General features: G+C 68.9%; 21 protein-coding genes. 7 read left to right on the top strand and 14 right to left on the bottom strand.

What is annotated here, in order from left to right:
• Nucleotides 1-2: 2 nt before the first annotated feature.
• From gatB to gatC, 4 genes are all read right to left on the bottom strand, one after another.
• The gene (gene gatB, locus DYE23_RS09825) at nucleotides 3-1505 is read right to left on the bottom strand and encodes an Asp-tRNA(Asn)/Glu-tRNA(Gln) amidotransferase subunit GatB (RefSeq protein WP_115327116.1); all 1503 of its coding nucleotides are present in this window, start codon (nucleotides 1503-1505) and stop codon (nucleotides 3-5) included.
• 124 nt (nucleotides 1506-1629) lie between these two features.
• The gene (locus tag DYE23_RS09820) at nucleotides 1630-2661 is read right to left on the bottom strand and encodes an ATP-dependent 6-phosphofructokinase (protein ID WP_011895089.1); all 1032 of its coding nucleotides are present in this window, start codon (nucleotides 2659-2661) and stop codon (nucleotides 1630-1632) included.
• A 45-nt stretch (nucleotides 2662-2706) separates the two neighbouring features.
• Complete coding sequence (gene gatA / locus DYE23_RS09815) at nucleotides 2707-4191, bottom strand: Asp-tRNA(Asn)/Glu-tRNA(Gln) amidotransferase subunit GatA (RefSeq protein WP_115327115.1); 1485 nt, start codon at nucleotides 4189-4191, stop codon at nucleotides 2707-2709.
• Nucleotides 4188-4508, bottom strand: a complete 321-nt coding sequence (gatC, locus tag DYE23_RS09810) for an Asp-tRNA(Asn)/Glu-tRNA(Gln) amidotransferase subunit GatC (protein ID WP_115328920.1) — start codon at nucleotides 4506-4508, stop codon at nucleotides 4188-4190. The genes gatA and gatC overlap by 4 nt, the downstream gene beginning before the upstream one ends.
• 74 nt (nucleotides 4509-4582) lie before the next feature.
• Here gatC and DYE23_RS09805 point away from each other — a divergent pair, with 74 nt between their 5' ends.
• Complete coding sequence (locus DYE23_RS09805) at nucleotides 4583-5251, top strand: ACT domain-containing protein (RefSeq protein ID WP_115327114.1); 669 nt, start codon at nucleotides 4583-4585, stop codon at nucleotides 5249-5251.
• Here DYE23_RS09805 and ligA read toward each other — a convergent pair.
• Nucleotides 5248-7353, bottom strand: a complete 2106-nt coding sequence (ligA, locus tag DYE23_RS09800; protein WP_276051353.1) for an NAD-dependent DNA ligase LigA — start codon at nucleotides 7351-7353, stop codon at nucleotides 5248-5250. The two genes, DYE23_RS09805 and ligA, sit on opposite strands and share 4 nt — an antisense overlap.
• 114 nt (nucleotides 7354-7467) lie before the next feature.
• On the opposite strand from ligA, the gene DYE23_RS09795 reads away from it, so the two are divergent.
• Both DYE23_RS09795 and DYE23_RS09790 read left to right on the top strand, forming a co-directional pair.
• The gene (locus DYE23_RS09795; protein ID WP_115327112.1) at nucleotides 7468-7869 is read left to right on the top strand and encodes an MmcQ/YjbR family DNA-binding protein; all 402 of its coding nucleotides are present in this window, start codon (nucleotides 7468-7470) and stop codon (nucleotides 7867-7869) included.
• Nucleotides 7870-7907: 38 nt separating this feature from the next.
• Nucleotides 7908-9536, top strand: a complete 1629-nt coding sequence (locus DYE23_RS09790; protein ID WP_115327111.1) for a 4-coumarate--CoA ligase family protein — start codon at nucleotides 7908-7910, stop codon at nucleotides 9534-9536.
• On the opposite strand, the gene DYE23_RS30830 is transcribed toward DYE23_RS09790, so the two are convergent.
• On the bottom strand, nucleotides 9533-9682 hold the full coding sequence (locus tag DYE23_RS30830; RefSeq protein WP_172527740.1) for a nucleotidyl cyclase domain-containing protein: 150 nt from the start codon (nucleotides 9680-9682) through the stop codon (nucleotides 9533-9535). The two genes, DYE23_RS09790 and DYE23_RS30830, sit on opposite strands and share 4 nt — an antisense overlap.
• Entirely contained in the window at nucleotides 9679-10689 is a 1011-nt protein-coding gene (locus DYE23_RS09785; protein ID WP_115327110.1) for a uroporphyrinogen decarboxylase/cobalamine-independent methonine synthase family protein, read from the bottom strand. The genes DYE23_RS30830 and DYE23_RS09785 overlap by 4 nt, the downstream gene beginning before the upstream one ends.
• A gap of 35 nt (nucleotides 10690-10724) precedes the next feature.
• On the opposite strand from DYE23_RS09785, the gene DYE23_RS09780 reads away from it, so the two are divergent.
• Nucleotides 10725-11384, top strand: coding sequence for a sensor domain-containing protein (locus DYE23_RS09780; protein ID WP_115327109.1), 660 nt, complete (start codon nucleotides 10725-10727; stop codon nucleotides 11382-11384).
• A 9-nt stretch (nucleotides 11385-11393) separates the two neighbouring features.
• On the opposite strand, the gene mnmA is transcribed toward DYE23_RS09780, so the two are convergent.
• The 6 genes from mnmA to DYE23_RS09750 form a co-directional block, all read right to left on the bottom strand.
• Complete coding sequence (gene mnmA, locus DYE23_RS09775) at nucleotides 11394-12467, bottom strand: tRNA 2-thiouridine(34) synthase MnmA (RefSeq protein WP_115327108.1); 1074 nt, start codon at nucleotides 12465-12467, stop codon at nucleotides 11394-11396.
• 2 nt (nucleotides 12468-12469) lie between these two features.
• Nucleotides 12470-13675 carry a cysteine desulfurase family protein gene (locus tag DYE23_RS09770; RefSeq protein WP_115327107.1) on the bottom strand — a complete coding sequence of 402 codons (1206 nt, stop codon included), beginning with the start codon at nucleotides 13673-13675 and terminating at the stop codon, nucleotides 12470-12472.
• 46 nt (nucleotides 13676-13721) lie between these two features.
• Nucleotides 13722-14582: a lysophospholipid acyltransferase family protein gene (locus DYE23_RS09765; protein WP_115327106.1), complete on the bottom strand. Its 861-nt coding sequence runs from the start codon at nucleotides 14580-14582 to the stop codon at nucleotides 13722-13724.
• Nucleotides 14579-15430, bottom strand: a complete 852-nt coding sequence (locus DYE23_RS09760) for a GNAT family N-acetyltransferase (RefSeq protein WP_115327105.1) — start codon at nucleotides 15428-15430, stop codon at nucleotides 14579-14581. The genes DYE23_RS09765 and DYE23_RS09760 overlap by 4 nt, the downstream gene beginning before the upstream one ends.
• A gap of 146 nt (nucleotides 15431-15576) precedes the next feature.
• Entirely contained in the window at nucleotides 15577-16533 is a 957-nt protein-coding gene (locus DYE23_RS09755; protein WP_115327104.1) for an electron transfer flavoprotein subunit alpha/FixB family protein, read from the bottom strand.
• A 49-nt stretch (nucleotides 16534-16582) separates the two neighbouring features.
• Complete coding sequence (locus DYE23_RS09750) at nucleotides 16583-17374, bottom strand: electron transfer flavoprotein subunit beta/FixA family protein (RefSeq protein ID WP_011895103.1); 792 nt, start codon at nucleotides 17372-17374, stop codon at nucleotides 16583-16585.
• Between the two features lie 207 nt (nucleotides 17375-17581).
• On the opposite strand from DYE23_RS09750, the gene DYE23_RS09745 reads away from it, so the two are divergent.
• Genes DYE23_RS09745 through DYE23_RS09735 form a run of 3 tightly spaced genes read left to right on the top strand, consistent with a single transcriptional unit; the run spans nucleotide 17582 to nucleotide 21188 of the window.
• Nucleotides 17582-18367 carry a methyltransferase domain-containing protein gene (locus DYE23_RS09745; RefSeq protein WP_011895104.1) on the top strand — a complete coding sequence of 262 codons (786 nt, stop codon included), beginning with the start codon at nucleotides 17582-17584 and terminating at the stop codon, nucleotides 18365-18367.
• Entirely contained in the window at nucleotides 18364-19959 is a 1596-nt protein-coding gene (locus tag DYE23_RS09740) for a 1,4-alpha-glucan branching protein domain-containing protein (protein ID WP_115327103.1), read from the top strand. Before DYE23_RS09745 ends, DYE23_RS09740 begins: the two co-directional genes overlap by 4 nt.
• 2 nt (nucleotides 19960-19961) lie before the next feature.
• Nucleotides 19962-21188, top strand: a complete 1227-nt coding sequence (locus DYE23_RS09735; protein ID WP_041788678.1) for a glycosyltransferase family 4 protein — start codon at nucleotides 19962-19964, stop codon at nucleotides 21186-21188.
• A 68-nt stretch (nucleotides 21189-21256) separates the two neighbouring features.
• Here DYE23_RS09735 and zwf read toward each other — a convergent pair whose 3' ends face one another.
• Nucleotides 21257-22780, bottom strand: a complete 1524-nt coding sequence (gene zwf / locus DYE23_RS09730; protein WP_013472178.1) for a glucose-6-phosphate dehydrogenase — start codon at nucleotides 22778-22780, stop codon at nucleotides 21257-21259.
• Nucleotides 22781-22831: the final 51 nt, after the last annotated feature.

Genomic DNA, 22831 nt, shown 5'->3' with positions numbered 1-22831 from the left:
GGCTAACTGCAGGCGGCCATGACAAGCTCGCGCACCCGCGCGGCGTCGGCCTGCCCCTTCGTCGCCTTCATCACCGCACCGACGATCGCGCCGGCGGCAGCCACCTTGCCCCCGCGGATCTTGTCGGCGACATCGGGGTTGGCGGCCAGCGCTTCGTCGACCGCGGCCTGGATGAGCGAGTCGTCACGGACCACGACCAGTCCGCGGTCGGTCATCACCTGCTCGGGTTCACCCTCGCCGGCGAGCACACCCTCGACGACCTGGCGGGCCAGCTTGTTCGACAGCTTGCCGTCGTCGACGAGCTTGACGGCCGCGGCGACCTGCGCCGGCGTGATCGGGAGCGCGTCGAGTTCCACGCCTTTCTCGTTGGCCTTCTGCACCAGGAAGTTGCCCCACCATGCCCGCGCCGCCTCGCTGGAGGCACCGTGGGTGACGGTGGCCGCGATGAGGTCCAGCGCCCCGATGTTGACCAGGTCGCGCATCACCTCGTCGCCGATGCCCCACTCCTGCTGAATTCGCTTGCGCGACAGCCACGGAAGCTCCGGGATGGTGGCACGCAGCTGCTCGACGAGCTCGGCGCTGGGGGCCACGGGTTCGAGGTCGGGCTCGGGAAAGTACCTGTAGTCCTGCGCGGTCTCCTTGCTGCGGCCCGGCGAGGTGTAACCGTCCTCGTGGAAGTGCCGGGTCTCCTGCACGATCGAGCCGCCGGCCTTCAACACGGCTGCCTGCCTGCGCATCTCGTAACGGACCGCGACCTCGACGCTCTTGAGGGAGTTGACGTTCTTGGTCTCGGTCCGGGTGCCGAACTCGACCTGCCCGATGGGCTTGAGAGACACGTTGGAGTCGCAGCGCATCGACCCCTGATCCATGCGGACATCAGATACGTCCAACGCGCGCAACAGATCCCGCAACGCCGTCACATAGGCGCGGGCGATCTCGGGGGCTCGCGCGCCCGCTCCCTCGACCGGCCTGGTGACGATCTCGATCAGCGGCACGCCGGAGCGGTTGTAGTCGGCCAGCGACGTCGTCGCGCCGGCGATACGGCCGGTGTCGCTGCCGAGGTGGGTCAGCTTGCCGGTGTCCTCTTCCATGTGGGCGCGCTCGATCTCGATGCGCCAGGTGGTGCCGTCGTCGAGCGGCACATCGAGGTGGCCGTTGATCGCGATCGGCTCGTCGTACTGGGAGATCTGGTAGTTCTTCGGCTGATCCGGGTAGAAGTAGTTCTTCCGGGCGAACCGGCCCCACGGCGCGATCTCGCAGTTGAGCGCAAGACCGATCCGGATCGCGGACTCGACCGCGGACTGGTTGAGCACCGGCAGCGAGCCGGGCAGGCCGAGGCACACCGGGCACACCTGGGTGTTCGGCTCCCCGCCGAACCTGTTGGCGCATCCGCAGAACATCTTTGTCGCGGTCGACAGCTCGACGTGGACCTCAAGGCCGAGCACCGGTTCGTAGGCGGCGATGACCTCGTCGTAATCCAGCAGCTCATCGGTCGTGACAGACATGCCCCTGATCCTAGTGGGTCGCCTTTTGCCCGCGAGCAGACGCGAACTCGCACGGCTCGCCGGCGACACGCCCGAGTATGCGTTCCCCGCAAGCGGGTGGTGCCCCCAGCTCGCGGGAGAAGGGTCAGCCGAAGAATTCGGCGGCGTCGTCGTAGCGCGTCTGCGGGACCAGCTTGAGCTGCCGCACGGCGTCGGCCAGCGGTACCCGGCCGATCTCGGTGCCGCGGGCCGACACCATCATCCCGTACTCCCCCGCGTGCGCCGCGTCGGCGGCGTTGACGCCGAAGCGGGTCGCCAGCACGCGGTCGAATGCGGTCGGGGTGCCCCCGCGCTGCACGTGACCGAGCACGGTGACGCGGACGTCCTTCTTGATGCGCTTCTCGACCTCGATCGCCAACTGCGCCGCGACCCCGGTGAACTTCTCGTGGCCGAACTCGTCCATGCCGCCCTGCCGCAGCTGCATCGAACCCTCGGCGGGTTTGGCGCCCTCGGCGACGACGCAGATGAAGTGCGAATCACCGCGCTGGAAGCGCTGCTTGACCAGTCTGCACACCTCTTCGACATCGAAGGGCTGCTCGGGTATCAGCGTCATGTGCGCCCCGGAGGCCATGCCCGCGTTCAGCGCGATCCAGCCGGCGTGGCGGCCCATCACCTCGACGAGCATGACGCGCTGATGGGACTCGGCCGTGCTGTGCAGGCGGTCGATGGCCTCGGTCGCGATGGTCAGAGCGGTGTCGTGCCCGAAAGTCACGTCGGTGCAGTCGATGTCGTTGTCGATCGTCTTGGGCACACCCACCACCGGCACGCCCTCCTCGGAGAGCCAGTGCGCAGCGGTCAGGGTTCCCTCGCCGCCGATCGGGATCAGCACGTCGATCCCGTTGTCCTCCAGCGTCTGCTTGATCTGGTCGAGGCCGGCGCGCAACTTGTCCGGATTGGTCCGGGCGGTGCCCAGCATCGTGCCGCCCTTGGCGAGCAGCCGGTCGTTGCGGTCGTCGTTCTTGAGCTGGACGCGGCGGTCCTCCAACAGACCCCGCCAGCCGTCGAGGAAACCGACGACCGACGAGCCGTAGCGCGCGTCGCAGGTGCGGACCACCGCCCGGATCACGGCGTTCAGGCCTGGGCAGTCTCCGCCGCCGGTCAGCACTCCGATACGCATGGCTCGCGTCCTCTCTGCTCCTCGGGAGCGTTCCATCTAACCCGCTCAGAGCGCCGTCGGCAGCGGTCCCCGGGCAGCTTCGTAGGCGGCGCCGACCCGATAGAGCCTGTCGTCGGCGAGCGCGGGCGCCATGATCTGCAGCCCGACGGGCAGGTTGTCGTCGGCCGACAGCCCCGAGGGCACCGACATCCCGCAGTGCCCCGCGAGGTTCAGCGGCAGCGTGCACAGGTCGAACAGGTACATCGACAGCGGGTCGTCGACCTTCTCCCCCAGTCGGAATGCCGTCGTCGGCGTCGCCGGCGACACCAGCACGTCGACCTTTTGGTACGCCGCGTCGAGGTCGCGCGCGATCAGCGTGCGCACCTTCTGGGCCTGGTTGTAGTACGCGTCGTAATAGCCGGCCGACAGCGCGTAGGCGCCGATCATGATGCGGCGCTTCACCTCAGGGCCGAAGCCCGCGGCGCGCGTCAGCGCCATGACCTCCTCGGCACTGTGGGTGCCGTCGTCGCCCGCCCGCAGGCCATAGCGCATGCCGTCGAACTTCGCGAGATTCGACGACACCTCAGACGGCAGAATCAGGTAGTAGGCCGGCAACGAGTAGTCGAAATGCGGACAGTCCACCTCGGTCACCTCGGCGCCCAGCGCGGTCAGCTGATCGACCGCGGCGTTGAACGACGCCAGCACACCGGGCTGGTAGCCCTCACCGCTGCGCAGCTGTTTGACCACACCGATGCGCACACGGGTGAGGTCGCCACCGGCTCCGGTTCGGGCCGCGGCGACGACGTCGGGCACCGGGGCTTCGACCGACGTCGAGTCCAGCGGGTCGTGACCCGCGATGACCTGGTGCAGCAGTGCAGTGTCGAGGACGGTCCGCGCACACGGTCCGCCCTGGTCCAGCGACGACGCGCAGGCGACCAGGCCGTAGCGCGACACCGTCCCGTACGTGGGCTTCACCCCGACCGTCGCGGTCAGTGCCGCGGGCTGGCGGATCGAGCCGCCGGTGTCGGTGCCGATCGCCAGCGGCGCCTGAAAGGCGGCCAGCGCTGCGGCGCTTCCGCCGCCGGATCCCCCGGGCACCCGGTCGGTGTCCCACGGGTTGCGCGTCGGGCCGTAGGCGGAGTTCTCGGTGGAGCTGCCCATCGCGAACTCGTCCATGTTGGTCTTGCCGAGGATCGGGATACCGGCGGACCGCAGCTTCGCGGTGACGGTCGCGTCGTACGGTGACGTCCAGCCTTCGAGGATCTTCGATCCGCAGGTGGTCGGCATGTCCGTGGTGGTGAACACGTCCTTGAGCGCCAACGGGACGCCGGCCAGCGGCGACGGGAGGTGCTCGCCTGCCGCGACAGCGCGATCGACGGTCTGCGCTGCGGCCAGGGCCTGCTCCGCCCCGACGTGCAGGAATGCGTGATAGTCGCCGTCGGTGGCCGCGATCTGGTCCAGGAACGCCTGGGTCACCTCGGCCGAGGACACCTCTTTGCTCGAGATCTTGTCCGCCAGCGTCGCGGCGTCGAGCTTGATGAGCTCGCTCATTCGGGCTCCCCCAGGATCCGTGGGACGGCGAATCGACCTTCGGCGTCGTTGGGCGCTTCCGCCAGCGCCTGCTGCTGACTCAGGCTGGGCCGGACTTCGTCGGGCCTGGACCCGTTGACGACTCCACCCGCTTCCGCCCGCCGAACCAGGGGGTTGTCGGTGGCCTCGACACCGGTCACGTCGACGGCCTGGATCTGGCTGACGTGGCCGAGGATGGCGTCGAGCTGGCCGGCGAAGCTGTCCAGCTCGCCGTCGGTCAAGGCGAGTCGCGACAGGCGCGCGAGGTGCGCGACTTCGTCTCTGGAGATCTGGGACACGACCACGAAGCCTAGTCCAGCCCCCTCCGACGGCTCCGCGCCCGAGTCGCCCGTTCCTGGCAGTCCGTGACACAGTGTTGCCCGTGCCTTCGTATCTGCTGCGGGTCGAGCTGGAGGACAGGCCCGGCAGCCTCGGTTCTCTGGCCGTGGCCCTCGGCTCGGTGGGCGCCGACATCCTGTCCCTCGACGTGGTGGAACGCGCCGCCGGCTACGCGATCGACGACCTGGTGGTCGAACTGCCGCCCGGCGCGATGCCCGACATGCTCATCACGGCCGCCGAGAACCTCAACGGCGTGTACGTCGACAGCATCCGCCCGCACACCGGTCTGCTCGACGCGCACCGCGAACTCGAACTGATCGACCACGTCGCCGCCGCGGACGGGAGGCTCCAGCGGTTACAGGTGCTCGCCGACGAGGCTCCCAAGGTCCTTCGGGTCGGGTGGTGCACCGTGGTGACGCTGACCGATTCGGGTCCGCAGCGGCTGGTCGGCAGTTCGGGGGCGCCGGAGACGCAGGCGGCCGAGACGCCGTGGCTTCCGCTCGCCCGTGCCGAAGCTCTCGACGCGTCCGCGCAGTGGGTTCCGCAGGTGTGGCGCGACATGGACACCACGCTGGCCGCGGCCCCGTTGTCCGATCCGAGTACCGCGGTCGTCCTGGGCCGTCCCGGCGGACCGGCGTTCCGGCCGAGCGAGGTCGCCCGGCTCGGTTACCTGGCCGGGATCGTCACGACGATCATCGGCTAGCCTGGCTCGCCGTCCTCGGCGTCGCGCTCCGGACCTTCTGCGAGCAGTCGACGGAACCCGTCCTCGTCGAGGACGGGTACGCCCAGTTCGATCGCCTTGTCGTACTTGGATCCCGGCGCGTCGCCGGCGACGACGTACGCGGTCTTCTTCGACACCGAACCGGCCGCCTTGCCGCCGCGCGCGATGATCGCCTCCTTGGCCTCGTCCCTGCTGAAGCCGGCCAGCGATCCGGTCACGACGATCGAGAGCCCCTCCAGCGTGCGTTCGATGCTGGCGTCGCGTTCATCGGCCATCCGGACCCCGGCCTCGCGCCACTTGTCGACGATCGCGCGGTGCCAGTCGACGGTGAACCAGTCGATGACCGCCGCCGCGATCGTCGGCCCGACGCCTTCGGTGCCGGCGAGCTGTTCCTCCGACGCGGTCTCGATGGCCTCCAGGCTGCCGAACTCGGTGGCCAGCGCGCGGGCCGCGGTCGGGCCCACGTGCCGGATCGACAGTGCGACCAGCACGCGCCACAACGGTTGCGCCTTGGCCTTGCCGAGGTTGGCCAGCAGCCGCTTGCCGTTGGCCGACAGCTCACCGGCCTTGGTGGTGAACAACTCGGTGCGCAGCAGGTCGTCCGCGGTGAGCCCGAACAGGTCACCCTCATCGGCGATGACGCCGGCCTGCAGCAGCGCCGTCGCCGCCTCGTAGCCGAGCCCCTCGATGTCGAAGGCCCCCCGACCGGCGACGTGAAACACCCTCTCCCGCAACTGCGCCGGGCAACTGCGCGTGTTCGGGCAGCGGATGTCGGCGTCGCCCTCCTTGGCGGGGGCCAGCTCGCTTCCGCACTCCGGACAGTGGGTCGGGAACACGAATTCGCGCTCACTGCCGTCGCGTAGGTCCACGACGGGTCCCAGTACCTCGGGGATGACGTCGCCCGCCTTGCGGATGACGACGGTGTCGCCGATCAGCACACCTTTGCGTTTGACCTCCGACGCGTTGTGCAGCGTGGCCAGCCCGACCGTCGAACCGGCCACCTTGACCGGCTCCATGTAGGCGAAGGGCGTCACCCGTCCTGTGCGCCCGACGTTGACCCGGATGTCGAGCAGTCTGGTCTGGGCCTCTTCGGGCGGATACTTGTAGGCGACCGCCCACCGCGGTGCGCGCGAGGTCGCGCCGAGGCGGCGTTGCAGCGCCACGGCATCGACTTTGACCACCACGCCGTCGATTTCGTGTTCGACGTCGTGGCGGTGCTCACCCCAGTAGGCGATGCGCTCGGTGACCGCGTCGAGCCCGGTGACCTGGGCGGTGTGGTCGGAAACCGGCAGCCCCCACGCCTTGAGTGCGCGGTAGGCGTCGTGCAGCGTCGGGAACGGGGAGCCTCCGGAGGACTCCACATGCCCCAGTCCGTGGCAGATCATCCGCAACCGGCGGCGCGCCGTGACGGCCGGGTTCTTCTGGCGCAGAGAACCGGCGGCGCTGTTGCGCGGGTTGGCGAACGGCGGCTTGCCCTCGGCGACCAGCCCGGCGTTCAGGTCTTCGAAGTCGGCGACCCGGAAGAAGACCTCGCCACGCACCTCGAGAACGGTGGGCAACGGGAATTCATCTGTGCCGCTGAGCCTTTCAGGGATGTCCTCGATGGTGCGTGCGTTGAGCGTGACGTCCTCGCCGGTGCGTCCGTCCCCCCGTGTCGCCGCCCGCTCCAGCCGTCCGTCGCGGTAGACGAGAGCCAGCGCGACACCGTCGATCTTGAGCTCACACAGGTACTGCGCATCCGCGCCGATCTCGGTCCTGATCCGTGCGGCCCACGCGGCCAGTTCCTCGGGGTCGAACACGTTGTCCAGGCTGAGCATGCGCTCAAGATGTTCGGCGGCGGTGAAGTCGGTGGCGAACCCCGCCCCGCCGACGAGCTGGGTCGGCGAGTCGGGCGTGCGCAGCTCCGGATACTCGTCTTCGAGCGCCTGCAGCCGGCGCAGCAGCTGGTCGAATTCGGCGTCGGTGATGATCGGGGCGTCGCGGATGTAGTAGCGGAACTGATGTTCGCGGACCTCGTCGGCGAGCTCCTGCCAACTGCGGCGCAGGTCGGGGTCGAGCGCATCGTGGGCCTGCTCGGCCAGCATCGACTCGGGATCCGGGATCGCCTCGGGACTCACCCACGCAGGCTATCGAAGGGGCCCGACAACGACGCCCTCAGTTCACCGGACCGGCCCACGCCCGCTGCGTAGGCTGCATCCATGGCGCATCCGATCATGTTCCGCGACGACGACATGGGGCTGGCCGAGGTACGGGAGATCGCGCTCGGGTTCCCGGCCGCGATGGAGAAGATCTCCTGGGGCCGGCCGGTCTTCTGCGCGCCGAAGATGTTCGCCATCTACGGCGGCAGCGTCAAAGGTGCGGACAAGGGCGCTTACGTGCAGTACCCCCACTCGGTCCTGGTCAAGGTCGAGGAGAGCGAACGCAGAGCGCTCGAGCAGGACCGCCGATTCTTCTTCCCCGCCTACCTGGGCCCGTTCGGGTGGCTCGGCCTGGACCTGACCGCGGCGGCGGTGGACTGGACCGAGATCACCGAGTTGATCGACGCGTCGTACCGGATGGTGGCCGCCAAGAAATTGATCAGACAGCTCGGCGAACGCTGACCCACGGGCACCCGCCCCATGATTCGATCGGAGACATCATGACTTTCTCGAGCCCCTTCCCCGAAGTCGACATCCCCACGGCCAGCGTCTACGACTACCTCTTCTCCGGCCTGTCCGATCCGGACGACCCCGTCCTCGACCGCGTCGCGCTGATCGACGCGAAGTCGGGCAGGCAGACCACCTACCGCGAGATGGTCGCCCGGATCGACTCGTTCGCCGGGGCGCTGGCCGCCCGCGGCGTCGGAGTCGGCGACGTCGTCGGCCTGCTGGCGCCCAACAGCTCGGCCTTCGCGGTGGCATTCCACGGCATCCTGCGCGCAGGGGCGACGGCGACGACGATCAACGCGCTGTTCACCGCCAAGGACATCGCCAAGCAGCTGACCGATTCCCGGGCCCGCACTCTCATCACGGTCACACCGCTGCTGGCCCAGGCCCGGGAAGGTGCGGCGCTGGCGGGGCTGTCGGACGAGGACGTGATCGTGCTCGACGGACCCGGCCGCGACGGGTCCGGCGACGGCGCGGGACACCCGAACGCCGCCGACATCCTCGCACCGGGAACGCCTGCGCCACAGGTGAACTTCGCACCGTCGTCGCATCTGGCGGTGCTGCCCTACAGCTCGGGCACCACCGGGAACCCGAAGGGCGTGATGCTCACGCACCGCAATCTCGTCGCCAACGTCGCGCAGATCCGCCCGCTGCACGGCATGGAGCCCGACGATGTCGTGCTGGCCGTGCTGCCGTTCTTCCACATCTACGGAATGACCGTGCTGCTCAACGCCGCCCTGCATGCGCGTGCCCGGCTGGTCATCATGCCGAGCTTCGACCTCGGCGACTTCCTGGGCAACATCGCCGAACACCGGTGCACCATCGCGTTCATCGCTCCTCCGGTCGCGGTCGCGCTCGCCAAGCACCCGCTCGTCGACGACCATGATCTGTCCTCGTTGCAGGTGGTCATGTCGGGTGCGGCGCCACTGGACGCCGATCTCGGCCACGCCGTCGCAAAGCGCCTGGACTGCAAGGTCGTTCAGGGATACGGCATGAGCGAGCTCAGCCCCGTCAGTCATATCACCCCGTTCGACGGCGGCCGGCTGAACATGCACGACGACGCTCCGCTCGCGTCGGTCGGGTGGACGGTGTCCAATGCGGCCTCCAAGCTCGTCGACCCGGAGACCGGCGCCGAGATCGAGATCCCCGACGAGGGCTTGAGCAAGACCGGTGAATTGTGGTTCAAGGGCCCGAATGTGATGGCCGGATACCTCAACAACGAGGAGGCCACCAAGGAGACCATCGACGAGGACGGCTGGCTGCACACCGGCGACCTCGCCCAGATCGACGACCGGGGCCTGGTGTACATCGTCGACCGGCTCAAGGAACTGATCAAGTACAAGGGCTACCAGGTGCCTCCCGCCGAACTGGAGGCCGTGCTGCTGTCCCACCCCGACATCGCCGACGCCGCGGTGGTCGGTGTGCGCGACGAGGAAGGCGAGGAGGTCCCCAAGGCCTTCGTCGTCACGCAGGCGGACTCCGAGCTGACCGAAACCGACGTGATCGAGTTCGTCGCGGGCCAGGTCGCCCCCTACAAGAAGGTGCGCAAGGTCGAGTTCATCGACGCCATCCCGAAGTCGGCGTCCGGCAAGATCCTGCGCAAGGATCTGCGGACCGGTTAGAGCCGGGCGATCCGGTTCTTCCCACGACGCTTGGCCTGGAAGAGGGCTGGGTAGAGGGTGTTGTCGGCGCGGATCACGGTGTCGGTCAACGCCTCCGGCGCCGGAGGGCACGAAGCTGCGGTGTTCCAGGGGTGATCGAGGGTCAAAAGGCCTCAGGGTCATCGGCCAGACCGTCGGCGGCGCGCTGCGCCAACTCGATCGCCGAGCGCGCCCACGCCGTGGTCGCACCGGCCAGGCCGCACGCCGGCGTGATCCCGACCCTGTCCCGCAGGACGGCGCGCGCGAAGCCCAGCCGGTCGGTCACCGCGGCGACCGTGGCGGCGATCTGCTCTGCGGAAGGGCGCACGGCCGGCGCCGCGGTGGGGACCGCACCCAGCACGACGGTCCGGCCCGAGTCGACGAACTCGCCGACACCGTCCAGGTCCTCGGCGGACAGCGTGTCGACGTCAACGGAGACCGCATGGACAGCACTGCGCTGCAACAGTTTCCACGGGACACCCGACGCGCAGCAGTGGACGACGACGTCACCGCCGACTGTCTCCACGCAGTCGTCGAGCAGCGCGGTGACCACCGCGTCGTCCACCGGGTGCACGGGGCTCAGACTCGTCACCCCGGTCAGCCTGCCGGCGAGTGCCGCGGGCAGGGTCGGTTCGTCGAACTGCACCACCACCGGGCTCTCCAGACGGCGTGCCAGGGCGGCGCGATGCGCAGCCACGCCTTCGGCGAGGGATGCCGTCAGGTCGCGGACCGCGCCCGGATCGGTGATCGCCCGGTGCCCGCCGGGCAACTCCAACTGCGCCGCGAGCGTGACCGGCCCCGGCGCCTGGACCTTGACCGCACGCGCACCGCCGCGCAGCCCCGCCTTCTCCCACGCCTCCTCCAGCGCGTCGAGGTCCTCCTCCAGCAGGCTCACCGCACGTCGGGTCACCGAGCTGCGACCCGACGCGATGCGGTACCCGCGAGGCACGGTGTCGATCCAGATGTCGACGAGCAGCCCGCCGGCACGTCCGATCATGTCGGCGCCGAGCCCGCGGGCGGGAAGCTCGACCAGATGCGGGAGACGGTGGAGTTCGCCGACGACGACTTCGGCGGCCTCCTTGGCCGAGGTGCCGGGCCAGGAGCCGACACCGGTCGCAGTCGCGAAAACACTCACTCGCCTCACGATATGCGACGGGCTAGGGTTCGGGTATGACGGGCCGTGCCTGGGCGCCGCTGCTGTGTGCGACGGCGATCATGGCTGTCGGGTGCACTCAGATCGTGGGCGGCGATGCGGTGCGCGCAGTACGGGCGATCGACGAGGACTCCCGGTCCCCGGTGGATGTCGACACCGTCCTGCTCGAGAGTGCTCAGATGCAGGCGGTCACGGGCGCGGGCCGGGATCTGACGGCGATACCGGGCACCGAGAGCAAGGTCCCGGTGGACGTCCCGGTGGATATGGCACTTCCCCGGATGGCGAAAGATCTTCCGCCGCAATGCGGGTGGGTGTTCGCCGAGACCCAGGTGTTCGGCTCGGAGGTCGAGGAGTTCCGCAAGACGAGCTACCAGAATCCGCCCCGGGGTGGCCTCATCTCGCAGGCGGCCGCGGGATATCGCGACGCCGCGACGGCGCAACGCGCCTTCGCCGCGATCGTCGAGCAGATCGAGGGATGCGGCACGACGGACTCGGGTGCCGCCATGGTGGGCGTGGTGACGACCACCCCGGATTCGGTGCAGACCAGACCGGGTAACTGCGGCCGCGACTACCGGGTGAAGTCCGTGGTGCTGGTCGAGGTGACGTTCTGCGCGTTTCCGGACTCGGTCCCGGAGATCGTGATGACCAACATCCTGGCCAACGTTCCCGACAGGTAGGCCGGCCGGTCAGTGCGTGGCGCGGATCGTCGCGCTGGCCAGTACTTCGTCGCCGGCGGGATCGCGGCGGTAGAGCACCAGTGTCTGCCCGGGGGCCACTCCGCGCAGCGGGGTGCGCAGCGACACCTCCAGGGTGTCGCCCCGCAGTTCGGCGACAGCGTCGGCGACGCCCCCGTGCGCCCGGACCTGGACGACGCATTCGAGCGGGCCGGTGGGCGCGACGCCGGACGTGAAGACGGGCGCGTCACCCTGCAGGCTGGTGACCTCGAGATCGGCGACATCACCGACGTGCACGGTGCCGGTCTGCGCGTCGATTCCCGTCACGTAGCGCGGACTGCCGTCCGGACCCGGCCCCGGGATCCCCAACCCCTTGCGCTGCCCGATCGTGAATCCGTGCACCCCGTCGTGTTCGGCCAGGACGGTGCCCGCCGCGTCGACGACGTTGCCGCGCCGGACACCGATCCTGGCGCCGAGGAACGCCTTGGTGTCACCCGACGGGATGAAGCAGATGTCGTGGCTGTCGGCCTTGTCGGCCACCGCGAGACCCAGGCGTGCCGCTTCCTCACGGATCTGCGCCTTCGGGGTGTCTCCGATCGGGAAGACCGCGTGACGCAGTTGATCGGCGGTCAGCACGGCGAGCACGTAGGACTGGTCCTTGTCGTGGTCGACGGCACGGCGCAGCCGGCCGTCGGCCAGCCGGGCGTAGTGTCCGGTGGCCAGCGCGTCGAACCCGAGCGCGAGCGCACGAGAGGCCAACGCGGAGAACTTGATCCGCTCGTTGCACCGGACACACGGGTTGGGCGTCTCACCGCGCGCGTAGGACTCAACGAAGTCGTCGATGACGTCCTCTTTGAAGCGGTCGGCGAAATCCCAGACATAGAACGGAATGCCGAGCACATCGGCGACGCGGCGGGCGTCGCCGGCGTCCTCCTTCGAACAACACCCGCGCGATCCGGTGCGCAACGTACCGGGCGCCGAGGACAGTGCCAGGTGCACTCCGACCACGTCATGGCCCGCGGCGACCATCCTCGCGGCCGCCACCGAGGAATCCACGCCACCGCTCATGGCGACAAGTACGCGCATCGTCAGTGCCGTCCCGAACTCGCGAGGGCGGCCTGCCGGGCACGGTCCACCGCGGCGGGAAGAACCTCGAGGACGGCCTCGATGTCAGCCTCGGTGCTGGTATGCCCGAGAGACAGGCGAAGTGATCCCCTCGCACTGGCCGGGTCGACACCCATCGCGGTCAGCACGTGCGACGGCTGCGCCACACCCGCGGTGCAGGCCGAACCGGTCGAGCATTCGATTCCCTTGGCGTCCAACAGCATCAGCAGGGAATCTCCCTCACACCCGCGAAAGGTGAAGTGCGCGTTGCCGGGTAACCGGCCCTGGCCTGGAGCGCCGTTGACATCCACATCGTCGATCGACTCCAGCACGCCTGCGACGAGACGGTCCCGCAGTTCGCGCACGCGGGCGGTCACCGGTTCCATCGTGTCCGCGGCGTCGCGCGCGGCCACGGCCATCCCGATCACACCGGCGACATCCTGTGTGCCGGAACGGACGTCGCGCTCCTGGCCGCCGCCGTGCAGCTGAGGGACGCACGCCGTATCCCGGCGCAGCAGCAGCGCGCCCACGCCGGCGGGTCCGCCGAACTTGTGGGCGGCCACACTCATCGCCGACAGTCCGCTCGCACCGAAGTCAACGGGCAGCTGACCGATCGCCTGAATCGCGTCACTGTGCATCGGGACACCGAATTCCGTTGCGATGGCGGCCAGCTCGGCGATCGGCTGAATGGTGCCGACCTCATTGTTGGCCCACATGACCGAGACCAGCGCCACGTCGGCGGTCTCGCTCAGCGCCACGCGCAGATCAGCGGGGTTGACCGCCCCGTACTCGTCGACCGGCAGCCAGGTGACCTCGGCGCCCTCGTGGTCGGCCAGCCACTGCACCGCGTCAAGGACGGCGTGGTGCTCGACGGGAGTGGTGACGATCCGCCGTCGTTGCGGTTCGGCGTCACGACGGGCCCAGTAGATGCCCTTGACGGCGAGGTTGTCGCTCTCGGTGCCGCCGGCGGTGAAAATCACCTCCGACGGGCGCGCGCCCAGCAGCTGGGCCAGGGTCTCACGGGACTCCTCCAGCCTGCGCCGGGCGGTGCGGCCCGAGCCGTGCAACGACGACGCGTTACCGACCGTCGCCAGCGCGGCCGTCATCGCCTCGATGGCGGCAGGGCGCATCGGGGTGGTGGCGGCGTGGTCGAGGTAGACCGGCCGGGGAGCGGCCGCGGACGCAGACATAGCCGTTCCAGGATAGCGGCCACGCAGCCGTGCTCCCCTATCGCGCTCACGCGACCAGCGCATGCCCTCCGCCACAGGCCGCCGCCGTCGCGCGCGGCACGGGTGCGCTGTGCCCGCGGACAGCGGACTCGCACCGGGCCGCCAGCTCCCTGCGGTCGCGCCCCGGCAGCTGCAGCGATTCGACCGAGATGTGACAGACGGTGCGACGCGCGGTGATCACCCGGGTGATCGAATCCAGCAGCGAATCGTCCCCGACGAAGGCCGGCACGGTCGACGGGCGACCGTCCCTGTGCCGGTAGCTCACCCGCAGCGGCTGAACAGGGCGGCCGGCGTCGACGGCGGCCTGGAACATCGCCGGCCGGAATCGTCCGTAACCGAGGCCACACCACGTGGTGCCCTCCGGGAAGGCGACCACCGTCTGCCCGGCTCGCAGCCGGTCGGCGATCGAGGCGACCACGGTGGGCAGCCGCCGCAGACGGGCCCGGTCGATCGGGATGACCTTCATCAAGCGCACCACCGGGCCCAGCGCCGGCCAGGTGACCAGATCGGCGCGGGCGACGAAGGACCCGGGCAGCACCGTCCCGATCGCGAACACATCGAGCCAGGACACGTGGCCGCTGACCACCAGGACGCCACGCAGATTGCGGACCGGCCCGCCCGCCACGGACATGCGGACCCCGAGGCTGCGCAGCATCAGCCGGCAGTATCCCCGCTGCAGGTGTGACCGCCCGGGCAGCGGCAGCGCAAGCAGCCACACCCCGGTGAACAGGGTCAGCGCGGCGGACACGCGGACGCCCGTGCGCAGGGCCACCACCCAGCGGCGGCCCGGCCCGTCGGCGCCGGCGTCGACGCACCCCGCGTCACATGTCGCGGCCTGCAGCCACGCGTGGCCGTGGGTGACGGTCACCGCGTCACGTCCGCCGCAGCAGCCGCAGCCGAGCGCAGTCTCGTCAGATAGCGGACGTCGGCGCGGCGCTTGTCGAGCAGGGCCGGAAAGTCTCCGACACCGAAATCCGGGTCGTGGGCCGGTTCGCCGCACACCTGCGCGCCGAGGCGCAGATAGCCGCGCAGCAGCGCCGGCACCTTCACCCGCGGCGGTGCGGCGATGTCGTCGAGGTGATGACCGTCGATGACGACGGGGCGGTACGGACGCACCGTGTATTCGGGGGGCGCGGCGTTTCGCCGCCGAACCAGGTCGCGGACGCCGCGCAGTCGACTTCCCGGCGGGGTCAGACCGTCGGGATCGGCGACCGGCACCGACACACAACCGGTCACGTAGTCGTAGCCGCTGCGGTCGAGATAGGCGAGGATCCCCGTCCACATCAACAGCACCACCGCGCCGTTGCGGTGCCCGTCGCGCACCACGGCGCGTCCCATCTCCACCAGGGACGGCCGCAGGGCATCGAGTGCGGAGATGTCGAACTCGGTCGCCGTGTACAGACCTCCGGCGGCGATGGCCCCGGGCGGAGGCAGCATGCGGTAGCACCCGACGAGCTGCCCGGTGTCGTCGTCGCGCACCAGCAGGTGGTCGCAGAACTCGTCGAACCGGTCGGCGTCCAGACCGTCGGGGGCGGCGCCGCGGTCGAGGGTGCCGCGGTTGAGGGTATAGCCCGGCTCGGAGGTGAAGACGTCGTAGCGGAGGCGTTGTGCCGCCTCGATCGACGCGGGGTCGGTGCACAGCAGCATGCTGTAGCGCGGGACCGAACCGGCCGTCACGGAGTGGTCGCTGGGGATGAGAACAGAACTGGCGTTCATGGCTGCACGGTCGCGCAGGCGTGGGGCGTGCGGGCAATCGGCGTGTGACGTGTTCGTGAGCGGTGGGTGACGGTTCGGAGCCGAGACATGCACGAGGCCCCCACCTCGGTGTGAGATGGGGGCCTCGCGACTGCGTGAGGTGCGGGTTAACCCTTGCGGGCTTTGACCGCCTCGGTCAGCTGAGGGGTGACCTTGAACAGGTCGCCGACGATACCGAGATCGGCGATCTCGAAGATCGGGGCTTCTTCGTCCTTGTTGACCGCGATGATCGTCTTGGACGTCTGCATGCCGGCCCGGTGCTGGATCGCGCCGGAGATGCCCAGGGCGATGTACAGCTGCGGGGACACGGTCTTGCCGGTCTGGCCGACCTGGAACTGGCCCGGGTAGTAGCCGGAGTCCACCGCGGCACGCGAGGCGCCGACAGCGGCGCCCAGCGAATCCGCGAGTTCCTCGACGATGCCGAAGTTGTCGGCACTGCCCACGCCACGTCCACCGGCGACGACGACGCTTGCCTCGGTCAGCTCCGGACGGTCACCCGCGACGGCGGGCTCACGGGAGGTGATCTTGGTGGCGTTCTCGGCCGGCGCGGGCACCTCGACGTTGACGACCTCGCCGGCGCCGTCGGACGGCTCGGCCTCGATCGCGCCGGGACGCACGGTGATCACCGGGGTGTCGCCGACGGCCTCGGCCTCGACGGTGTAGGCGCCGCCGAAGATCGAGTGGATGGCCTTGCCACCGTCCTGGACCTCGACGACGTCGCTCAGGATGCCCGAGCCGATGCGCGCGGCCAGACGACCGGCGATCTCCTTGCCGTCGGCGCTGGCGGCGAGGACGACACCGGCGGGCGTCGCGGACTCGGCCAGCGCGGCCAGCACGTCCACATACGGGGTGATCAGGTAGTTCTCCGCGTCGTCGGATTCGGCGACGTAGATCTTGGCGGCGCCGGCCGACTTCAGCCCGTCCACCAGTCCTTCGGAGGTGCCGGGCTTGCCGACCACCACCGCGGAGGGCTCACCCAGCTTCTTCGCTGCGGTGATCAGTTCGGCGGTGACCTTCTTCAGAGCACCTTCAGCATGCTCGACGAGCACAAGTACTTCAGCCATGGGTTCTGTTTGCCTCTGTGTCTGTCAGGAAATCTGCGGAATGGGTGTCTTAGATGATCTTTTGGGCGACCAGGTACTCGGCGACCTTCTTGCCGCCTTCGCCTTCGTCGGTGACCTTCTCGCCTGCGGTCTTCGGCGGCTTCGGGGTCGACGACAGCACCTTCGAGCCGGCGTTGGCGACACCGACCTCGTCGGCCTCGACACCGATCTCGGCCAGCGTCAGAGTGGTCACTTCCTTCTTCTTCGCGGCCATGATGCCCTTGAAGGACGGGAAGCGGGGCTCGTTGATCTTCTCGTTGACGCTGACCACCGCGGGCAGCGACGCCTCGAGGGTGAACAGGCCGTCGTCGGTCTCACGCTCGCCGGTGACCTTGCCGTTCTCGACCGACAGCTTGCGCACGTGCGTCAGCTGCGGCAGGCCGAGGTACTCGGCGATGATCGCGGGGACGGCACCGCCGGTGCCGTCGGTGGCCTCGTTGCCGGCGATGACCAGCTCGGTGCCCTCGATGGTGCCCAGCGCGCGGGCCAGGGCCCAGCCGGTCTGCACCATGTCGGAGCCGTGCAGGCCGTCGTCGAGCAGGTGCACGGCCTTGTCGGCACCCATGGACAGGGCCTTGCGGATGGCCTCCGTCGCACGCTCGGGACCGGCGGTCAGCACGGTGACGGTGCTGTCGCCGCCTTCCCTCTCCTTGATGAGCAGGGCCTCTTCGACAGCGCGCTCGTTGATCTCGTCGAGAACGGCGTCGGCGGCTTCCCGGTCCAGCGTCCAGTCACCTTCGGACAGCTTGCGCTCGGACCACGTGTCAGGGACCTGTTTGATCAGGACCACGATATTCGTCATGACTCTGGTTCGTCCTCCTCGATGAGGCCGGTGGCCGGCCTGCAATACCACGTTTGATGCAATCAACCCCATGTTACCCGCCGGTAACTTTGGGGGGCTCGCAGAAACACCATAGCTGGTCGATGTTTGCGATCTGTCGCCGCGGCGATCACATCGCGCTCGCGAAGAGTTCGCCAACGGTCCGTTACGGGTTAGCCTGCCTTTCTAATGAGCGCATCAGTGACGAACGGTGATCCCGGACTGCCCCTCACCGGCGAGCGGACGATCCCGGGTCTGGCCGAGGAGAACTACTGGTTCCGCCGCCACGAGGTGGTGTACCGGCGGCTCGTCGAGCGCTGCCGTGACCGCGACGTGCTGGAGGCCGGTTCCGGCGAGGGCTACGGCGCCGACCTGATCGCCGAGGTCGCACGCAGCGTCATCGGCCTCGACTATGACGAGAGCGCGGTCGCACACGTCCGGGCGCGTTACCCGCGCGTCGACATGCGTCACGGCAACCTCGCCGAGTTGCCGCTGGAGTCGGGCTCGGTCGACGTCGTGGTGAACTTCCAGGTGATCGAGCATCTGTGGGACCAGGGCCAGTTCGTCGCCGAGTGCGCGCGAGTGCTGCGCCCGGGCGGGGTCCTGCTGATGTCGACACCCAACCGCATCACGTTCTCCCCCGGACTGGACGCCCCGGTGAACCCGTTCCACACCCGTGAACTCGACGCCGCCGAACTCACCGAGCTGATCGAGTCCGCGGGTTTCGCGATGGAGACGATGCTCGGTGTTTTTCACGGCCCGCCGCTCGTCGAACTCGACGCCCGCCACGGCGGCTCGATCATCGAGGCGCAGATCGCCCGCGCCGTCGCGGATGCTCCCTGGCCCCCGGATCTGCTCGCCGATGTGGAGTCGGTGACGATCGACCACTTCGATCTGACCGCCGGGTCGGACACCACACCCGGCCGGCACATCGACGACAGTCTGGATCTGGTCGCGATCGCGGTGCGGCCGTGAGCCACGCAGACGTCGCGTCTGGGGACGAAAAGAATTCGGTACCAGGACTTTTCACGCTGGTTCTGCACACGCATCTGCCGTGGCTCGCGCATCACGGTCGCTGGCCGGTCGGCGAGGAATGGCTCTATCAGTCGTGGTCGGCTGCGTACCTGCCGCTGATACGCGTGCTGCGCACGCTGGCCGCCGAGAACCGCCGACACCTGATCACGCTGGGCATCACCCCGGTGGTGGCCGCCCAGTTGGACGATCCGTATTGCCTGCAGGGCATGAACCACTGGCTCGCGAACTGGCAACTGCGGGCGCTGGAGGCCTCGACGACGCGGAGCTCGGAGCCGGGCGCCCCACCCGCATCCCAGCCACAGGCCCTGCGGCAGTTCGGTGTTCGCGAATACGACGAGGCCGAACGGGAACTCGGTGAGTTCGACGCATTGTGGCGGCACGGTGCGAGCCCGTTGTTTCGCGAACTGCTCGACAACCAGACCATCGAACTGCTCGGCGGCCCGCTCGCTCACCCCTTCCAGCCACTGCTGAATCCACGTCTGCGCGAGTTCGCGCTGCGCGAGGGTCTCGCCGATGCCCACGCGCGGTTCGCCCACCGCCCGAGCGGGATCTGGGCGCCGGAATGCGCGTACGCACCGGGGATGGAAATCGGCTACGACGACGCCGGTGTCACCCACTTCATGGTCGACGGGCCGTCGTTGCGCGGAGACACCTCGCTCGGCCGACCGGTCGGCGGTTCCGATGTCGTCGCGTTCGGTCGCGACCTTCAGGTGAGCTACCGCGTGTGGTCGCCCAAATCGGGATATCCCGGACACAGCGTCTACCGCGACTTCCACACCTACGACCACGCCACCGGGCTCAAACCCGCTCGGGTGACGGGACGCAACGTGCCCTCGGACGCGAAGGCACCCTACGATCCGGCGCGCGCCGACGCCGCGGTGGACGTCCATGTCGCCGACTTCGTCGACACCGTGCGCCGGCGCCTAGTCTCCGAGAGCGAACGCATCGGCCGGCCCGCCCATGTCGTCGCCGCGTTCGACACCGAGCTGTTCGGGCACTGGTGGTACGAGGGCCCGGTTTGGCTGGAGCGGGTGCTGCGGGCGCTGCCGGCCGCCGGCGTGCGGGTCGGCACGCTGTCGGATGCGATCGCCGAGGGCTATGTCGGTGCCCCGGTCGATCTCCCGCCGAGCTCGTGGGGCTCGGGCAAGGACTGGCAGGTGTGGTCGGGCGACCAGGTGGCCGATCTGGTGCAGCTCAACAGTGAGGTCGTCGACGTGGCACTGAGCACCGTGGACAAGGCACTCGCCCACGGTGCGGCGTTGGGTTCGCCCACCCCAAGGGATTTCGTGGCCGACCAGATCCTTCGCGAGACCTTGTTGACGGTGTCGAGTGACTGGCCGTTCATGGTGAGCAAGGACTCCGCCGCGGACTATGCGCGCTACCGCGCCCATCTGCACGCCCACGCCACGCGGGAGATCTCCGACGCACTGGCGTCGGGCCGCCGCGAGCACGCGCAGCAGCTGGCCGACGGCTGGAATCGCGCCGACGGGCTGTTCGGTGCGCTCGACGCCCGGAGGCTGCCGGCGCCATGAAGATGAAGATTCTGCTGGTCTCCTGGGAGTACCCGCCGGTGGTGATCGGCGGCCTGGGCCGGCACGTGCATCACCTGGCCACCGAACTCGTCGCGGCCGGCCACGAGGTGGTGGTGCTGAGCCGGCGCCCGACCGGCACGGATCCGCAGACGCATCCGACCACCGACGAGACGCACGAGGGTGTCCGGGTGATCGCCGCGGCGGAAGATCCCCACGAGTTCGGCTTCGGCACGGACATGATGGCGTGGGTGCTGGCCATGGGGCACTCGATGATCCGTGCGGGTTTCGGCCTCGACGGCTGGCGTCCCGACATCGTGCACGCCCACGACTGGCTCGTCGCCCACCCTGCGGTCGCGCTGGCCCAATTCTTCGACGTGCCACTGGTTTCCACCATCCACGCGACCGAGGCCGGCAGGCATTCGGGGTGGGTCTCGGGATCCGTGAGCAGGCAGGTGCACGCCCTCGAGTCGTGGCTGGTGCGCGATTCCGACTCGCTGATCACGTGTTCTGCGTCCATGCGCGACGAGATCAGCGCGCTGTTCGGACCCGAGCTCGCCGAGATCTCGGTCATTCCCAACGGCATCGACACCGACGGCTGGCCGTTCGCGGCGCGGCGCGCACACTCCGGACCGGCGGAACTGCTGTACTTCGGACGTCTCGAGTACGAGAAGGGTGTGCACGACGCGATCGCGGCGTTGCCCAAGGTTCGCCGCACCCATCCCGGTACCACCCTGACGATCGCCGGTGACGGCACCCAGCTGGGCTTCCTCACCGAGCAGGCGCGGCGCCACAAGGTCCTCAAGGCGACGAAATTCGTTGGCAGGGTTGATCATTCCCAGTTGCTCACGTTGTTGCATCGCGCTGACGTCGCGGTGCTGCCCTCGCATTACGAACCGTTCGGCATCGTCGCGCTCGAGGCCGCGGCGACCGGCACCCCGCTGGTCACCTCGACCGCGGGCGGTCTCGGCGAGGCCGTCATCGACGGCGTCACGGGCATGTCGTATCCGCCGAGCGATGTGACCGCGCTGGCCGCGGCCATCAGGGCCGTCCTCGACGCGCCCGCGGCCGCGCAGGAGCGTGCGACAGCGGCGCGGGCCCGGCTCACCTCCGACTTCGCCTGGCACACCGTGGCCGCCGAGACAGCGCAGGTCTACCTCGCGGCCAAGCGCGCCGAGCGACGGCCGCAGCCGAGGCGAACGATTGTGGAGCGCCCCCTGCCGGACCGATGAGCGCTTGCGCGAAGAGCATTGGGCCCGATGAGCGCTTGCGCGAAGAGCATTGGGCCCGATGAGCGCGCTCAGTCTCTGCGCTCGCGCCATTCCCGCTCGAAAGGCAGCCGCCAGGCATTCGGGCCGATCAGTTGGTGGATGGAGTTCGGCCCCCACGTCCCGGGCTGATACATCTTCACCGGGGGCGGGTCGACGAGCAGGTCCGTCGAACGCTCCCAGAGTGATTCGATGCCCTCGGCCGTGGTGAACAGCGTGTGGTCGCCGCGCATCGCGTCCAGGATGAGCCGCTCGTAGGCTTCGAGCACATCGTTGCTCTGCTCGGTCTCCTGCGTCGAGAACTGCATCGACATCTTCTCCAGCTTCATCCCGGGTCCGGGGCGCTTGCCGTAGAACGACAGGGACACCTTCGACGCATCCGCCAGATCGAATGTCAGATGGTCGGGCCCCTGCGATCCCACACCGGATCCGGCGGGGAACATCGTGCGGGGCGCCTCCTTGAACGCGATCGAGATGATCCGCTGACCTTCGGCCATCCGCTTGCCCGTGCGCAGGTAGATCGGCACCCCCGCCCACCGCCAGTTGTCGATGCCCACTTTCAGCGCGATGAACGTCTCGGTATCGGAATCCCTTGCCACGCCGTCGAGTTCGCGATATCCACTGAACTGTCCGCGGACGACGGTGGAACAGTCGATCGGCAGCATGGAGCGGAACACCTTGTTCTTCTCCTCGCTGATCGCGCGAGGCTCCAAGGCCGTCGGCGGTTCCATGACGACGAAGGCCATCACCTGGAACAGGTGTGTGACGACCATGTCCTTGTAGGCCCCGGTGCTCTCGTAGAAGCCGGCCCGCTCGTCCAGCCCGAGCGTTTCGGGAATGTCGATCTGGATGTGGTCGATGAAATTGCGATTCCAGATCGGCTCGAACAACCCGTTGGCGAACCGGAACGCGAGGATGTTCTGCGCGGCTTCCTTGCCGAGGAAGTGGTCGATGCGAAAGATGTGCCGTTCCTTGAACGTCTCGTGCACGAATTTGTTCAGCCCGACCGCACTCTCCAGATCGGTGCCGAACGGCTTCTCCATCACCACCCGCGACCGGCGTACCAGATCCGCCTCACTCAGCATGGTGATCACGGCGCGCGCCGCGTCGGGAGGTACGGAGAGATAGTGCAGCCGCTGCACCTCGCCGGCATCGGATGAACCGTATCCGGCCAGGAGCCGGGATTCGGCCTCGGACACCGCAGCCGCGAGGGCGTCCGGACCCGCGCTCTGAGGGACGTAGGTCAGGATTTTCGCGAAGTTCTCCCACTGTTCGTCGGTGAGCTTGTGCGTGCCGTGAGCGTCGACCGCCTCCCGTGCCAGGGCACGGAACTCGTCGTCGGTCAGGTCCTCCAGCGACGTGCCGACGACCTGGATGTGCGGCGCCAGCTCGGACTGGTCCAGGTAGGCCATGCCCGGAAGCAGTTTCCGTTTGGCCAGGTCGCCGGTCGCGCCGAACAGCACGATCACGAACGGGGCCAGCGGAGGTTCGTCTCTGCGGTAGGGATGAGCGCCGCTGGCCGGATAGGAGATCGTCTGGAGCTTCCTCGAGGACACCTCGCGATGCTGTCATCCCCGCAGCGTCGCCGCAGTGCTTCCCGCACCTGC

The sequence above is a fragment of the Mycolicibacterium gilvum genome (genome assembly GCF_900454025.1).
Lineage (GTDB): Bacteria > Actinomycetota > Actinomycetes > Mycobacteriales > Mycobacteriaceae > Mycobacterium > Mycobacterium gilvum.
Note: the sequence above shows the minus strand (reverse complement) of the source record. Positions and strands in the feature narration are given on the sequence as shown.

Coding starts and splice junctions, on each gene's coding strand:
- gatB (WP_115327116.1), bottom strand. CDS start 1,505: ATGTCTGTCACGACCGATGAGCTGCTGGATTACGACGAGGTCATCGCC.
- DYE23_RS09820 (WP_011895089.1), bottom strand. CDS start 2,661: ATGCGTATCGGAGTGCTGACCGGCGGCGGAGACTGCCCAGGCCTGAAC.
- gatA (WP_115327115.1), bottom strand. CDS start 4,191: ATGAGCGAGCTCATCAAGCTCGACGCCGCGACGCTGGCGGACAAGATC.
- ligA (WP_276051353.1), bottom strand. CDS start 7,353: ATGCTGGCCGAGCAGGCCCACGATGCGCTCGACCCCGACCTGCGCCGC.
- DYE23_RS09795 (WP_115327112.1), top strand. CDS start 7,468: ATGGCGCATCCGATCATGTTCCGCGACGACGACATGGGGCTGGCCGAG.
- DYE23_RS09790 (WP_115327111.1), top strand. CDS start 7,908: ATGACTTTCTCGAGCCCCTTCCCCGAAGTCGACATCCCCACGGCCAGC.
- DYE23_RS09780 (WP_115327109.1), top strand. CDS start 10,725: ATGACGGGCCGTGCCTGGGCGCCGCTGCTGTGTGCGACGGCGATCATG.
- mnmA (WP_115327108.1), bottom strand. CDS start 12,467: ATGCGCGTACTTGTCGCCATGAGCGGTGGCGTGGATTCCTCGGTGGCG.
- DYE23_RS09770 (WP_115327107.1), bottom strand. CDS start 13,675: ATGTCTGCGTCCGCGGCCGCTCCCCGGCCGGTCTACCTCGACCACGCC.
- DYE23_RS09760 (WP_115327105.1), bottom strand. CDS start 15,430: ATGAACGCCAGTTCTGTTCTCATCCCCAGCGACCACTCCGTGACGGCC.
- DYE23_RS09755 (WP_115327104.1), bottom strand. CDS start 16,533: ATGGCTGAAGTACTTGTGCTCGTCGAGCATGCTGAAGGTGCTCTGAAG.
- DYE23_RS09750 (WP_011895103.1), bottom strand. CDS start 17,374: ATGACGAATATCGTGGTCCTGATCAAACAGGTCCCTGACACGTGGTCC.
- DYE23_RS09745 (WP_011895104.1), top strand. CDS start 17,582: ATGAGCGCATCAGTGACGAACGGTGATCCCGGACTGCCCCTCACCGGC.
- DYE23_RS09735 (WP_041788678.1), top strand. CDS start 19,962: ATGAAGATTCTGCTGGTCTCCTGGGAGTACCCGCCGGTGGTGATCGGC.